This is a genomic window from Streptomyces sp. DT224, assembly GCF_049844595.1.
Classification (GTDB): Bacteria; Actinomycetota; Actinomycetes; order Streptomycetales; family Streptomycetaceae; genus Streptomyces.
In genome coordinates this window covers 161694-174678 of sequence record NZ_JBNCLI010000001.1, presented here as the reverse complement: position 1 = coordinate 174678, position 12985 = coordinate 161694, and the positions used below count along the sequence as shown (strand labels likewise).

Below are 12985 nucleotides of genomic sequence, written 5' to 3'. Positions count from 1 at the left end.
ACTGGTTCCATGCTGAACAATGTCGCCGCCCTGATGCTCGACGATGTCCATCCCTTCGAACTCGGCGTGCTCTGCGAGGTGTTCGGCCTCGACCGCAGCGACGAGGGCCTGCCGGTGCACGATTTCGCCGTGGTCTCCGCCGAGGGGCCCCAGCTGCGGACCCACGCCGGTTTCACCATCCGCACCCCCTACGGCCTCGACCGGCTGGAGGAGGCCGACCTCATCGCCGTACCGGCCGGCAGCCGCTTCGGGGAGCGCGAGTTCCCCGAGGAGGTCCTGGTCGCCCTGCGCCGGGCCGTGGAGCGGGGCGCCCGGGTGCTCAGCGTCTGCTCGGGGGCGTACCTCCTGGGCGCGGCCGGGCTGCTGGACGGCCGCCGCTGCACCACGCACTGGCGGCACGCCGACGACCTGGCCCGCCGCTTCCCCAAGGCCGTCGTCGAGCCGGACGTGCTGTACGTGGAGGACGGGCCGGTCACCACGTCGGCGGGGACGGCGGCGGGGATCGACGCCTGTCTGCACCTGGTCCGCCAGGCGTACGGACCGGCCGCCGCCAACACCATCGCCCGCCGCATGGTGGTGCCGCCGCACCGGGACGGCGGGCAGGCGCAGTACATCCAGCGCCCGCTGCCGCGCACCCGGTGCGACACGGTGGGCGACACGCTGGCCTGGATGGAGCGCCACCTCGACCGCGAGATGACCGTCGAACAGCTCGCCGACCGGGCGCACATGTCGCCGCGCACCTTCGCCCGCCGCTTCCAGCAGGAGACCGGGACCACCCCGTACCGCTGGCTGCTGCGCCAGCGCGTCCTGCTGGCCCAGCACCTGCTGGAGACATCCGACGAAACCGTCGACACCATCGCCGACCGGACCGGCTTCGGGACGGCGGCGGCCCTGCGCCATCAGTTCGTACGGGCCCTGGACACCACACCGCAGGCGTACCGGCGCACCTTCCGGGGCCCGTCGGCGGTCGGCGAGGCGGCCTGACCGAGTGCCCGACGGGCCCCGCCGAGGGGGTCAGATACCGCAGTTGGGCGCCGACCAGTAGTGGCTGGGGCTCTGGTCGACGTGGACGTGGTCGTTGTGGTCCGGGTAGCCCGGGCCGAGGATGGTGTGGAAGCCGTGGTAGCGGGCCTCACCGGCGAGGGTGCAGAAGGCGATCCCGCCGAGGTCGGCCGCGTCTCCGTACAGATGGCGACTGTTGGACGCGCCGCCGACCGCGCTGTTGCAGGAGTACGAGCGGAAGCCGCTGTTGACGCTGATCGGTCGGTCGCCCAGCGCGTGACGCAGCGCCTCCAGCTTCCACATGGTCCTCAGCGCGTTGGCCTTCGCCGTGGCCGCCGAGACCGCACCGCCCGACCAGGTGCTGTTGCAGCGGTTCATCTCGGCGTACGTGAAGTGCGCCGGGGTGCAGTCGCTGTCCTGGAGGGCGTAGATCTTGGACTGGGTGGCGGGGCCCGCGATGCCGTCGGCGGCCAGCCCGTAGGCGGCCTGGAAGCGCTTGACGGCGGCGGTGGTGGCGGGCCCGTACGAGCCGTCGATGGCCAGGACGGAGTTGTACCCGGAGTACCCGGCGACCCGTATCTGGAGCTGGGAGACGTCGTTGCCGGTGGCGCCCGGACTCAGGGTGCGGGTCCAGGTGTAGCAGTCGTCGGCCTGCGCGGTGCCGGCGGTGACGACGGCACCGCCCAAGGCAAACGCCATGGTCATGACAAGGCTGAGCAGGAGTCGTGCGGAACGTCTGATCACGGGGGCTCCTCACCACTGTCGAAGGTGTGGTGCATGAGCCTGTCGGATGAGGCGGCGCGCGTCAACTACGCGTGTAGAAAAGGCGGTTGACGAAAAGACGAACGCGGCGCGGGGACGGGCCCGCGCCGCGTTCCGATCCCGGGATCAGTCGTTGGGGACGACCTCGTAGCGCGGGGTGTTCTCCGCCATCTGCCGCAGCGCGTCCTTGCGCTCGCGCTTGGAGAGCCGGTCGATGTACAGGTAGCCGTACAGGTGGTCCGTCTCGTGCTGGAGGCAGCGCGCGAAGTAGCCCGTGCCGCGCACCCGGACCGGATTGCCCTGGGCGTCCTGGCCGCGCACCACCGCGTAGTCCGGGCGGGCCAGCTTGGCGTACGCCGTCGGCACGGAGAGGCAGCCCTCGCCGGAGTCGTCCAGCACCCGCGCCTCGGGCGGCAGCTCCTCCAGGACCGGGTTGCAGACGGCGCCGACGTGCCGCACGCCCTCGTCGTCGGGGCAGTCGTAGACGAAGACCTTGAGGTCGACGCCGATCTGGTTGGCGGCCAGGCCGACGCCCTCCGCCGTGCGCTGGCTCGCGAACATGTCGTCGATCAGCGCGGCGAGGTCGTCGCCGAACTCCGTGACGTCCTTGCACTCCTTGTGCAGGACCGGGTTGCCCACGACCGTGATCGGACGGGAGGTACCGCGCTCGCGGTGTGCCGTCTCGCGCGCCTCACAGTCCTCGGTGTCGATGAGGAAGCCCTCCTCGTCGACGCTGACCTGCTCGTCCGTCTCCTGCTGCGCCATGTCCGCCGTACGCCTTCCTCAAAACCCGAATCGGTGCGCGTACAGCCTAAGGGCTGTCCGGCGGATCAGGGCCGGACAGACCTCGCGGGCACCGGTCAGCAGACTTCTTCGAGATCGCGCCACTCGCGGGTGTCCGGGCTGTCCGCCACCCAGCCGTCCAGCAGCCCGCGCACCAGACCGGCCGGGGCCGCCAAGCCGCACTCACGCTCCGGAACCCACAGCTCACCGGCCGTGCGGTGGCCCAGCGGGCCCGGGTGCCCCGGCTCGCTGTGGTCGTGCGGGTCCAGGTGCTCGCCGTCGCCCTCGTCGCTCTCCATCCGGCTCTCCGAGCAGGAGCGGCACAGCAGCCGCACCGACGAGGACCAGTCCTCGGCGGCGAACCCGGCGTCCGAGGCCAGCTGCTCCAGCGCGTCCCGGTCCGCCTCCGTGGCCGCCTCCAGCAGCACCACCCAGGTCGGCACGGGCGACGGGGCCCACAGCTCGATCTCGTCGAAGACGGGATAGGAAGGGCCCGCAGCGGTGATCCGTTCGCCGTTCGGCACCCCGTCGTGCAGCACGACCTCGCCCCAGCGCCGCCCGGACGACGGCAGCGGGATCGACAGCACCTCCATCCGGGCCGGGTCCAGCCGGCGGCCCCAGACGACCTCGGCCTCGCCCTCGGGCGACAGCCGGACCGCCGCGCTGCCCAGCTCCATGCCGACCGGCTCGTTGCCCGCGGCCGGGGTCTGCTGCCCGCCACCGGGGACCTTCAGGCCGTACGCCTGCCAGGCGCGGCGCGCCAGCGGCCAGTCCTGAAGGGCGGTCGCGGCGATGCCCACGTTCCACCAGTCCGGCGCTCCGGACTCCTTGTCGAGCAGGGCGACGGCCCGCAGCCCGGCGGCCCTCGCCTGCTCCCAGTCGTGCCGGAACTTGTGCAGCAGCGCCAGGTTGAACCACGACTCGGAGAGCCAGGGCTCCAGGTCCGCCGCGCGTGTCAGCAGCGCCCCCGCGTCCTCGTACCGGCCGTCGCCGATCAGCGTGAACGCGCGGTCCGTGGCCTGCCGCCAAGAGGCGGACGGCCGATGCCGTACCTTCCCGAAGATCCTCACGATTCCCGCCTGTCCCGACTGGACACCCTCGTTCTACCGCTCTCTTCGCATCCAACCATGCCGGGCCCGGGGCCCGCTCATTACCCATCGGTTACCCGGGCGGGACGGGGGTCAGACCGCCCCGGGCCAGAACCCGGGCGAGGGACTCCACCACCTGCGGCTGGTAGTCGTGCCCGGTGCCGAGCCTGAGCTGTTCCAGCGCACCCAGTGGCCCGGAGAGACTTTCCCCGCTGAGGTCGTCGTATGCGTTCACCGCCCGGACGATCCTGGCGGACAGCGGTTGCTCGCGGTAGGGATCGGCCTGCCGCTCCACCACGACGGCGACCTTCGCGTCGACCCCGGTCTGCCGGACCACCGCACCGCCGAGCAGCGCGATCCGGCGCTGCTCCGCGGCCGGCAGCAGGGCCGTCGCCCCGTCCGGCACCGGGTCGACCAGGGAGAGCTGGCCGATGTCGTGCATCAGCGCCGCGTACTCCAGGACCGTGAGCTCGGGCCCGGACAGGCCCATCTCGCGCCCGACGGCCGTGCACAGCTCGGCCACCCGGCGGGCGTGGCCGTGCGGGGTGTAGCCGGCGATCTCGGTGGACCGGGCGAGCGAGGCGATGGTCTGCCGGTACGTGGTGCGCGCGGCGGCGAACCGGCGGTACGAGAGCTGGGTGAGCAGCAGCGGTACGCAGAGCACGGGCAGCGCCCACAGTCCGGCGGCGGCGACCCCGAGCGCCATGACCGCGCCGGTCGCGCAGACGGCCGAGCCGATCCCGGTGAGCGCCCGCAGCTCGTCGCGGAGCAACGGCCCGTAGGGGGCGGGAGCCTGTTTGGCGCGGGAGCCGCGCGGCCGGGTACGGGCCCGCAGCAGGAGCGCGGCGAGCACGGCGTCGCAGAGGGCGGTCAGGCCGAGCAGCAGGAGCAGGAAGGCCGCGTAGTACGGCCCGTCGCCGAACCATCGCTCGCTGCCGCCCGCGTTGTACAGCGGCTGGAAGCAGACCGCGGCGAAGGCCACGGTGAGCAGCCGCCGGGCCACCTGGTCGGCGCCCGGTCCGTCTCCCCGCGCCAGCTGCGGCACCGAGGCGACGAGCTGGGCGGCGGCGACGACCGCGACGACCTGGAGGGCCCCGTGACTGGTGGGCTGCCCGCCGCTGCGCCCGAGCAGGGCGTACGCGAGTGCCCCGGCGGCCCCGAGGGGCGCGGGCTCCCGCTCCCCGGGGAGGGCGCCCCAGCGGGCCAGCTCCCCGATGGTGATGAGGGCGCCGAAGGCGAGGGCGTGCCCCGGGTCGTGGACCCCGCGCCAGAGCGTGTACCCGAGCCCGGCGGCGGCGAGCGCGAGGGCGGCGCCGCGCAGGCCCAGGGTCGCGGTCCCCGGGGTCACCGGGACCCCTCGGTGCCGTCGGGCGGCCGGGGGCCGAGGGGTTCCTGCGGCCGGGGGCCGAGCGGCGTCCTGAGGGTCCCGGCGTCCACGCCCCGGCCGCCGTCCGCCTCGCCGGCCGCCTCGCGCGGGGGCGGGAGCCGCGCGTCGTCCGCCGTGACGGCCCCGGACCAGCCGTACCGCTCCAGGCCGCGCGCCAGGGCCCGCACCATCTGGGGGTCGAACTGCGTGCCGGCGCACCGCTTCAGCTCCTCCACGGCGGCCGGGACCGGCCGGCCCCGCCGGTAGGAGCGGGTCGAGGTCATGGCGTCGAAGGCGTCGGCGACGGCGACGATGCGGGCGCACTCGGGAATGCCCCGGCCGGAGAGCCCGTACGGATAGCCACTGCCGTCGAGGCGTTCATGGTGGTGCAGGATCGCGGCCCTGGCCTCGCCGAGGAAGCCGATGCCCCGGACGATCTCGTGCCCGTACTCCGGGTGCAGCTCGATGACGCGCCGCTCCTCGGGGGTGAGCGGGCCGTCCTTGCGCAGGACGCGGGTGGGGACGCCCAGCTTGCCGACGTCGTGGAGGATGCCGGCGAACCGGAGGACCTCGACGCGCTCCCGGTCCAGGCCGAGTTCGTGCGCGATGAGGACGGAGGCGCGGCCGACCCGTTCGCTGTGGCCCCGGGTGTAGGTGTCCTTGATGTCGACGGCCTGGACGAGCGCCCTGATGGTGGCCCGGTGCGCGGCGTGCTCGCGGTGGTACTGGGCGTAGACCCAGCAGGAGATGTACATGGGCAGCAGGACGAAGAGCGCGGCCAGCGGCCCGTACGAGCTGTTCCAGAGGACGGCCATCATCAGCCCGGCGAGGCCGTGCACCAGGTGGGGGGCGAGCGAGCGCGCCAGGAGCCCGCGCCAGGCGCGCCGGGCGGGCAGCTGTTCCGCGACGAGCAGGATCGAGCCGTCGAGGGCGGCGAGCACGGCGCTGAAGGCAAGGGCCGCCGCGCAGACGGGCAGCAGCGCGTAGGGGAGGTCGGGCGGGCTGCCGAGGGCGGCGGGCCCGCCGAGCAGCGCGTGGACGCGGGCGGCCGCCCAGACGGCGACGGCCAGCTCGGCGGCGCGCCAGGCCCGGCGGGCGGCGGCGGGAGGTTTGCCGGCCCGGCCCGCGAGGGAGCCGGGGACGGCGACGAGCGCCGCCGCCGCGGGCGGGAGCAGGAACGCGGCGGCGAGCAGCAGCGGGAAGAAGGAGCCCGCGCCGGCGAAGCCGACCGGGAAGGGGCGGCGGCCGAGGAGTTCGCAGGCGAGGTGGAGCCCGGCGAGCAGGGCGAGGGTGGTCCACGGGGTGGCGGCGCCGGGGCGCAGGGCGGGCCCGGCGCAGAGGGCCGCGCCGAGGGCGACGGCACCGATATGGGCCCGCACCGCCCCTCGTGTGGCTCGCACCCTCGCTCGCCCCCCAGCTCCGCTCGTGGAGGGGCCACGCTAACGAGCGGGGCGGTCCGGGCGGGTGCCGTTGGGGGCGATTAGCACGTTCGGGTGAAGCGCGGAGGTGGCCGAAGCGCGGAGGTCTACTCCTTGGCCGCGCTCGGCACCTCGGGGCCGGAGACCGTGACGTCCTGTTCCGGCACCGCCTGGCCCGAGCGGATGAGGTCGATGCGGCCCATCACCTTGGAGCGCAGGTCGGCCGGCACGTCGTCCTGGCCGCAGCAGCGCTTCACCAGCTTCTTGACGGCCTGCTCCAGGCCGTACTTCTCCAGGCAGGGGGAGCACTCGACGAAGTGCTCCTCGAACTTGGTGCAGTCGCTGTCGGGCATCTCCCGGTCGAGAAACTCGTAGAGGTGATCGAGGACCTCTGCGCACTCCGTCTCGTGCGGCTCTCCGCAGCTCATGAGCCCGAGCCTTTCCGATCGTCCGACTCCCCGGCGCCGGCGGGGACGAGCCCGCGGTCACGGGCGTAGTCCTCCAGCATGCCGCGCAGTTGACGGCGGCCCCGGTGCAGTCGGGACATCACCGTACCGATGGGAGTCCCCATGATGTCCGCGATCTCCTTGTAGGCAAAGCCCTCGACATCGGCGAGATAGACCGCGATGCGGAACTCCTCGGGGATCGCCTGCAACGCGGACTTCACGTCCGAGTCGGGCAGGTGGTCGAGGGCCTGCGACTCGGCGGAGCGCAGCCCGGTCGACATGTGCGACTCGGCGCGGGCCAGCTGCCAGTCCTCGATCTCCTCGGCGGCGCTGCGCTGGGGTTCGCGCTGCTTCTTGCGGTACGAGTTGATGAAGGTGTTGGTGAGGATGCGGTACATCCACGCCTTGAGGTTGGTGCCCTCACGGAACTGGTGGAAGGAGCCGTACGCCTTGGCGTACGTCTCCTGGACCAGGTCCTCGGCGTCCGCGGGATTGCGCGTCATGCGCAGGGCCGCCGAGTACATCTGGTCGAGGAATCCGAGGGCGTCGCGCTCGAAACGCGCGTTGCGCTCGGCCGTCGTCTCCTGCGGGCGGCCGTCGTCGGTCCCTGTGTCGGTCCCTGTGACCGGACCCACCTCCTCCAACGCTGGGGCGGAGCCGAAACCGGACCCGCTCGAATCGGAGAATAGTCGACCTTGGTCCGGCGCGGGCTGTCGTTCCGTTCCACCGAGTGACCGCTCGGGAGCGGTCTTGGCCGCGTGCAGGACCGTCCACTCCAGGTCAGCGGTGTTCGAGCGACGTGGGCAGATGGTCGAACCCATGCGACGGACTCCCTCTCCACTTACGACGTTGGCGTACCGATGTCCCTCACAACAGCGGCCCTGCGCCGGGCATTCCCGGGGGTCCGAGGAGCCCGCGTCACGTGAGATCCGCCAGCCATCCAGCGACGGACGCGGTGAGGATCTCCATCGCCCGCTCCTCGGTGAGCCCGGACTTCTTCGGTACGGAGAAGCCGTGGTCGCCGTACGGCACTTCGGTGATCCGGTAGTCGCCGGGCGGGAATTCGGCGGGCTTGCCGAACGGGTCGTTGCCGCCCTGGACGACGAGCGCCTCCACCCCGCAGCCCAGCAGCTCGTCGGCGCGGGTCTTCTCGGGGCGGCCCGGCGGGTGCAGCGGGAAGCTGAGCGCCAGGACCGCCCGGGCGCCGAGCTCGGCGGCGGTGCGGCAGGCCACGCGGGCACCGGCGCTGCGTCCCCCGGCGACGACCGGCGGCCCGGGGGCGGCGAGGGCCGGCCAGAGTCCCCGCCAGCCGGTGTCCAGGGTCTTCGGGGCGGGCGCCAGCTTCTTGCCGGCCACCCGCCAGGGCTGCTCCACGAGGGCGACGCTCACGCCGTGCGCGGGCAGCGCGGCGCCGAGGGCCCTCAGGTCACGGGCCTCGATGCCGCCGCCGGCGCCGTGGCCGAGGGCGAGCACGAGGCGCGGGGCGGGGGCGGCGAGCCAGGTGACGCGGGCGGTGCCGGCCCCGGTCTCGACGGTCTCGGTGCGGGGGGTCACGTCATCGGTGTTCACGGTGTCCATCCAACCAACACCGGGTGAGCGGTACGGGGATGGCGCGAGCCCCGTCGCACGCGGCTCAGAAGAGGGTGCTCACCTCGGGCTCGGCCAGTTCGTCCTTCAGCTCGGGGCCGTTGTTGCGGACGTTGCTGACGGCGGTCGCGACGGGGTAGGCGCGCATCAGGCCGGGCGGCGGCGGTGCGAGCAGGGCGCGCAGCTCCTCGGCATCGGTGCGGGAGGGGTCCAGCCAGTCGTCCCAGCGGTCCGGGGTGAGCATCAGGGGCATCCGGGGGTGGATGTCGGAGAGCGAGGCCGGTCCGTCGGCCGGGGCGACGGCGAGCGGGCCGGTCTCCGCCTCGGTGGTGATCACCGAGCAGGTGACCCACCACGCCTGCGGGTGGTCGTCGGGCAAGGTGCGGTCGCGCCAGAACTCGTACAGACCGGCCATCGCGAAGACCGAGCCGTCGGCCGGGGTCACGAAGTAGGGCTGCTTACGGGGGCGCTTGCGGCGCCCCTTCTCCTCCAGCTGCCGTTCCTCGGCGCCGGTCACCCACTCGTAATAGCCGTCGGCGGGCAGGATGCAGCGCCGGGAGACGAAGGGGCGGCGGAAGGACGGCTTCTCGTGGACGGTCTCGGCCCGGGCGTTGATCATCCGGGCGGCGCCCTCCGGGTTCTTGGCCCAGGACGGGACGAGCCCCCATTTCAGGGCCCGCAGCTGACGAACCGGACGCTGGTCGTCGGCGTCTTTCACAGGACGTTCCAGTACGGCGTAGACCTCCTTGGTCGGCGCCACGTTGTAATCGGGTTCCAGCGTCTCGGCCGGTTCCCACTTCTCCACCTGGAAGAGTCCGGTCAGGTCCTCGGGCCGCCGACTCGCTGCATACCGTCCGCACATAAGTGCCAGACTGCCACGACCGCCGTCCCGGACGGCCCCCGATCCGGTAAGGAGCCGCCCGCCCCATGGACAGCACCGATCTCGGCAACCTGTGGGACCGCGTCACCGGCACCCAGCCCGCCCCGGAGCAGTGGCTGGTGGTGGTGACCGCGACGGCCGCGCTCATCGCGGTCGTGCCGAACCTCCTGTGGCGGATGTCCCGGAACGCGATCACCATCGCGCACGAGGGCGGCCACGGGCTGGTCGCCCTGCTCTCCGGCCGGCAGCTCTCGGGCATCCGGCTCCACTCGGACACCAGCGGTCTGACGGTGAGCCGGGGCAAGCCGACGGGGATCGGCATGGTGCTGACCGCGGCGGCCGGCTACACCGCGCCCTCGCTGCTGGGGCTCGGCGGCGCCTGGCTGCTGGTGGACGGCCGGATCACGCTGCTGCTGTGGCTGGCGACGGCCCTGCTCGCGGTGATGCTGGTGATGATCCGCAATGTGTACGGGGCGCTGACGGTGATCCTCACCGGTTCGGTGTTCCTGCTGGTCTCGTGGCTGGCCTCGCCCGCCTGGCAGTCGCTGTTCGCGTACAGCGCGGTCTGGTTCCTGCTGCTGGGCGGTGTACGCCCGGTCTTCGAACTCCAGTCGAAGCGGCGGCACGGCGGGGCACCGGACTCGGACGCGGACCAGCTGTCCCGGCTGACCGACGTCCCGGCGGCGCTGTGGCTGTTCCTGTTCCACGCGGTGTCGCTGTGCTCCCTGATCGGCGGCGGGCGCTGGCTGCTGGGGCTGTGACCGGGCGGCGGGCGCGATCCGGCCCCCTCCGGCGCCAGCCCGTAAAGTGAGCGCATGACCGAAAGCGCCGTACACCCCGCCCTCTGGCCCGCCCCCTTCGCGAGCGGGGCCGTCGACGCGACCGTCACGGTGCCCGGTTCCAAGTCGGTCACCAACCGCGCGCTGGTGCTCGCCGCGCTCTCCTCGGAGCCGGGCTGGCTGCGCCGCCCGCTGCGCTCCCGGGACACGCTGCTGATGGCGGACGCGCTCCGCGCGATGGGCGTACGCATCGAGGAGACGGTGTCCTCCAGTTCCTCGGCGACCGGCGCGGCCGGCGGTGCGGAGGCCGCGGGCGAGGCGTGGCGGGTCATCCCGGCCCCGCTGCACGGCCCGGTCACCGTCGACGTCGGCAACGCCGGTACGGTCATGCGCTTCCTGCCCCCGGTGGCCACGCTCGCCGACGGCCCCGTCCGCTTCGACGGCGACCCCCGCTCCTACGAACGCCCGCTGACCGGGGTGATCGAGGCCCTGCGGGTCCTCGGCGCCCGGATCGACGACGACTCCCGGGGCTCGCTGCCGATGACCGTGCACGGCGGCGGAGCGCTGGACGGCGGGCCGGTCGCGATCGACGCCTCCTCGTCCTCCCAGTTCGTCTCGGCGCTGCTGCTGTCCGCGCCGCGCTTCAACCAGGGCGTGGAGGTCCGGCACACCGGCGACCGGCTGCCCTCGATGCCGCACATCCGGATGACCGTGGACATGCTCCGGGCCGTCGGCGCGCAGGTGGACGAGCCGGAGACCGGCGGCGAGCCGAACGTCTGGCGGGTCTCCCCCTCGGCGCTCCTCGGCCGCGACCTGACCGTCGAGCCGGACCTGTCCAACGCCCAGCCCTTCCTCGCGGCGGCGCTGGTCACGGGCGGCCGGGTGACCATCCCGGACTGGCCGGCGCACACCACGCAGCCCGGTGACGCGCTGCGCGAGATCTTCACCGCGATGGGCGGTAGCTGCGAACTCACCGAGCACGGGCTGACCTTCACCGGATCCGGCCGCGTCCACGGCATCGACGTGGACCTCTCCGAGGTCGGCGAGCTCACCCCGGGCATCGCCGCCGTCGCCGCGCTGGCCGACTCCCCCTCCACGCTGAGCGGCGTCGCGCACCTGCGCCTGCACGAGACGGACCGGCTGGCCGCGCTCACCAAGGAGATCAACGAGCTGGGCGGCGACGTCACCGAGACGGCGGACGGCCTGCACATCCGCCCGCGCCCGCTGCACGGCGGTACCTTCCATACGTACGACGACCACCGGATGGCCACCGCGGGGTCCGTCATCGGCCTTGCCGTCCCCGGAGTGGAGATCGAGAACGTGGCGACGACCGCCAAGACCCTGCCGGACTTCCCGCAGATGTGGACCGGAATGCTCGGGGCCTGAGACATGCGCCGCTACGGCAAGAACCCCGACGAGGACGACATCCGCGTCCGCCCCAACCGCAAGGGCAACCGCCCGCGCACCCACATCCGGCCCAAGCACGAGGACGCCGAGGACGGCATGGTCCTCACCGTGGACCGCGGGCGCCTCACCGTCCTGGTCGGCGATCGCACGGTCACCGCGATGAAGGCCCGTGAGCTGGGCCGCAAGGCCGCGGTGGTGGGCGACACCGTCTCGCTCGTCGGCGACCTGTCCGGCGACAAGGACACCCTCGCCCGGATCGTCCGCATCGGTGAGCGGCGCTCGGTGCTGCGCCGGACGGCGGACGACGACGACCCGTTCGAGCGGGTGGTCGTGGCCAACGCGGACCAGCTGGCGATCGTGACCGCGCTGGCCGATCCGGAACCGCGTCCGCGCATGATCGACCGGTGCCTGGTCGCCGCGTACGACGGCGGGCTCTCCCCGCTCCTGGTGCTGACCAAGTCCGACCTGGCGTCCCCGGACACGCTGCTGGGCGCGTACACCCCGCTGGGGGTGCCGTTCGTCGTCACCAGCCGCGAGGAGCTGGAGACCGGCGACGCGGCCGACCGGGTCCGCGAGCAGCTCGACGGCCGGGTGACGGCCTTCGTCGGGCACTCGGGCGTCGGCAAGACCACGCTGGTCAACGCGTTGGTGCCGAAGGAGAAGCGGCGCACCACGGGGGTCGTGAACGCGGTGACCGGCCGGGGCCGGCACACCACCACGTCGGCCCTGGCGCTGCCGCTGCCGGGCTACCGGGGCTGGGTGATCGACACCCCGGGGGTGCGCTCGTTCGGGCTGAACCACATCGACCCGTCGCGCGTCATCAACGCCTTCCCGGACCTCCAGCCCGGTACGGAGGAGTGTCCGCGCGGCTGCACCCACGACAGCCACGAACCGGAATGCGCGCTGGACGCCTGGGTGGTGGCGGGGCACGCGGACCCGGCGCGGCTGGACTCGCTGCGCCGGCTGCTCTCCACCCGCAACCGGCGCGAGGGTGACTGATCGCCGACCGGGCCGGGAACGTTTGCGATCACGCGCTTCCGGAAAGTGCATAATCACGCCCAGCGGCACCGGCCGGTGGCGGTCGGCGATGCGGGAGGGTGCGGACGATGGCATGGCTGCTGGTCGTGGTCGCGGGACTTCTGGAGACCGGGTTCGCGGTCTGCCTGAAGCTCTCGCACGGCTTCACCCGGCTGTGGCCGACCATCGCGTTCTGCATTTTCGCGCTGGGCAGTTTCGGTCTGCTGACCCTCTCCCTGAAGAAGCTCGACGTCGGGCCCGCCTACGCGGTGTGGACCGGCATCGGCGCGGCGGGCACGGCCATCTACGGCATGGTCTTCCTCGGTGACGTGGTCTCCACGCTCAAGCTGGTGTCGATTTCACTGGTGATCCTCGGCGTGATCGGCCTCCAGCTCTCCGGCTCCGCGCACTGACCACGCCCCGGTCCTGTGTGGCCCGGCTCGCCGGCGG

14 protein-coding genes are annotated in these 12985 nt (G+C 73.1%); 5 read left to right on the top strand and 9 right to left on the bottom strand.

Translation table 11 applies throughout. The annotated features are described in order from the left end of the window. Positions 1–9 precede the first annotated feature (9 nt). On the top strand, positions 10–984 hold the full coding sequence (locus ACLQ2N_RS00810; protein WP_425808354.1) for a GlxA family transcriptional regulator: 975 nt from the start codon (positions 10–12) through the stop codon (positions 982–984). Positions 985–1014: 30 nt separating this feature from the next. Here the strand turns inward: ACLQ2N_RS00810 and ACLQ2N_RS00805 are convergent, their stop codons facing one another. From ACLQ2N_RS00805 to ACLQ2N_RS00765, 9 genes are all read right to left on the bottom strand, one after another. Continuing rightward, positions 1015–1746 carry a D-Ala-D-Ala carboxypeptidase family metallohydrolase gene (locus ACLQ2N_RS00805; protein ID WP_425808353.1) on the bottom strand — a complete coding sequence of 244 codons (732 nt, stop codon included), beginning with the start codon at positions 1744–1746 and terminating at the stop codon, positions 1015–1017. Between the two features lie 144 nt (positions 1747–1890). Then, entirely contained in the window at positions 1891–2529 is a 639-nt protein-coding gene (gene def, locus ACLQ2N_RS00800) for a peptide deformylase (RefSeq protein ID WP_425808352.1), read from the bottom strand. A 95-nt stretch (positions 2530–2624) separates the two neighbouring features. Continuing rightward, positions 2625–3617 carry a tetratricopeptide repeat protein gene (locus ACLQ2N_RS00795; RefSeq protein WP_425808351.1) on the bottom strand — a complete coding sequence of 331 codons (993 nt, stop codon included), beginning with the start codon at positions 3615–3617 and terminating at the stop codon, positions 2625–2627. Positions 3618–3708: 91 nt separating this feature from the next. Beyond that, positions 3709–4983 carry an HD-GYP domain-containing protein gene (locus tag ACLQ2N_RS00790; protein WP_425808350.1) on the bottom strand — a complete coding sequence of 425 codons (1275 nt, stop codon included), beginning with the start codon at positions 4981–4983 and terminating at the stop codon, positions 3709–3711. Continuing rightward, positions 4980–6401: an HD-GYP domain-containing protein gene (locus ACLQ2N_RS00785; RefSeq protein WP_425808349.1), complete on the bottom strand. Its 1422-nt coding sequence runs from the start codon at positions 6399–6401 to the stop codon at positions 4980–4982. Before ACLQ2N_RS00785 ends, ACLQ2N_RS00790 begins: the two co-directional genes overlap by 4 nt. Before the next feature lie 125 nt (positions 6402–6526). Continuing rightward, entirely contained in the window at positions 6527–6847 is a 321-nt protein-coding gene (gene rsrA / locus ACLQ2N_RS00780; RefSeq protein ID WP_073964051.1) for a mycothiol system anti-sigma-R factor, read from the bottom strand. Continuing rightward, positions 6844–7500: a sigma-70 family RNA polymerase sigma factor gene (locus ACLQ2N_RS00775; protein ID WP_018105559.1), complete on the bottom strand. Its 657-nt coding sequence runs from the start codon at positions 7498–7500 to the stop codon at positions 6844–6846. The genes rsrA and ACLQ2N_RS00775 overlap by 4 nt, the downstream gene beginning before the upstream one ends. 283 nt (positions 7501–7783) lie before the next feature. Then, a complete protein-coding gene (locus ACLQ2N_RS00770; protein WP_425808348.1) occupies positions 7784–8443 on the bottom strand; it encodes an alpha/beta family hydrolase in 660 nt (219 codons plus the stop codon). 55 nt (positions 8444–8498) lie between these two features. Then, complete coding sequence (locus tag ACLQ2N_RS00765) at positions 8499–9314, bottom strand: SOS response-associated peptidase (RefSeq protein ID WP_425808347.1); 816 nt, start codon at positions 9312–9314, stop codon at positions 8499–8501. Positions 9315–9379: 65 nt separating this feature from the next. On the opposite strand from ACLQ2N_RS00765, the gene ACLQ2N_RS00760 reads away from it, so the two are divergent. From ACLQ2N_RS00760 to ACLQ2N_RS00745, 4 genes are all read left to right on the top strand, one after another. After that, positions 9380–10093, top strand: a complete 714-nt coding sequence (locus ACLQ2N_RS00760; RefSeq protein WP_383295739.1) for a M50 family metallopeptidase — start codon at positions 9380–9382, stop codon at positions 10091–10093. A 54-nt stretch (positions 10094–10147) separates the two neighbouring features. Continuing rightward, positions 10148–11497, top strand: coding sequence for a 3-phosphoshikimate 1-carboxyvinyltransferase (aroA, locus tag ACLQ2N_RS00755; RefSeq protein WP_425808346.1), 1350 nt, complete (start codon positions 10148–10150; stop codon positions 11495–11497). Between the two features lie 3 nt (positions 11498–11500). Further along, positions 11501–12517 carry a ribosome small subunit-dependent GTPase A gene (rsgA, locus tag ACLQ2N_RS00750; RefSeq protein WP_425808345.1) on the top strand — a complete coding sequence of 339 codons (1017 nt, stop codon included), beginning with the start codon at positions 11501–11503 and terminating at the stop codon, positions 12515–12517. 107 nt (positions 12518–12624) lie between these two features. After that, positions 12625–12948, top strand: coding sequence for a DMT family transporter (locus ACLQ2N_RS00745; RefSeq protein ID WP_383295747.1), 324 nt, complete (start codon positions 12625–12627; stop codon positions 12946–12948). Positions 12949–12985: the final 37 nt, after the last annotated feature.

Coding starts and splice junctions, on each gene's coding strand:
- rsrA (WP_073964051.1), bottom strand. CDS start 6,847: ATGAGCTGCGGAGAGCCGCACGAGACGGAGTGCGCAGAGGTCCTCGAT.
- ACLQ2N_RS00760 (WP_383295739.1), top strand. CDS start 9,380: ATGGACAGCACCGATCTCGGCAACCTGTGGGACCGCGTCACCGGCACC.
- aroA (WP_425808346.1), top strand. CDS start 10,148: ATGACCGAAAGCGCCGTACACCCCGCCCTCTGGCCCGCCCCCTTCGCG.
- def (WP_425808352.1), bottom strand. CDS start 2,529: ATGGCGCAGCAGGAGACGGACGAGCAGGTCAGCGTCGACGAGGAGGGC.
- rsgA (WP_425808345.1), top strand. CDS start 11,501: ATGCGCCGCTACGGCAAGAACCCCGACGAGGACGACATCCGCGTCCGC.
- ACLQ2N_RS00765 (WP_425808347.1), bottom strand. CDS start 9,314: ATGTGCGGACGGTATGCAGCGAGTCGGCGGCCCGAGGACCTGACCGGA.
- ACLQ2N_RS00810 (WP_425808354.1), top strand. CDS start 10: ATGCTGAACAATGTCGCCGCCCTGATGCTCGACGATGTCCATCCCTTC.
- ACLQ2N_RS00770 (WP_425808348.1), bottom strand. CDS start 8,443: ATGGACACCGTGAACACCGATGACGTGACCCCCCGCACCGAGACCGTC.
- ACLQ2N_RS00745 (WP_383295747.1), top strand. CDS start 12,625: ATGGCATGGCTGCTGGTCGTGGTCGCGGGACTTCTGGAGACCGGGTTC.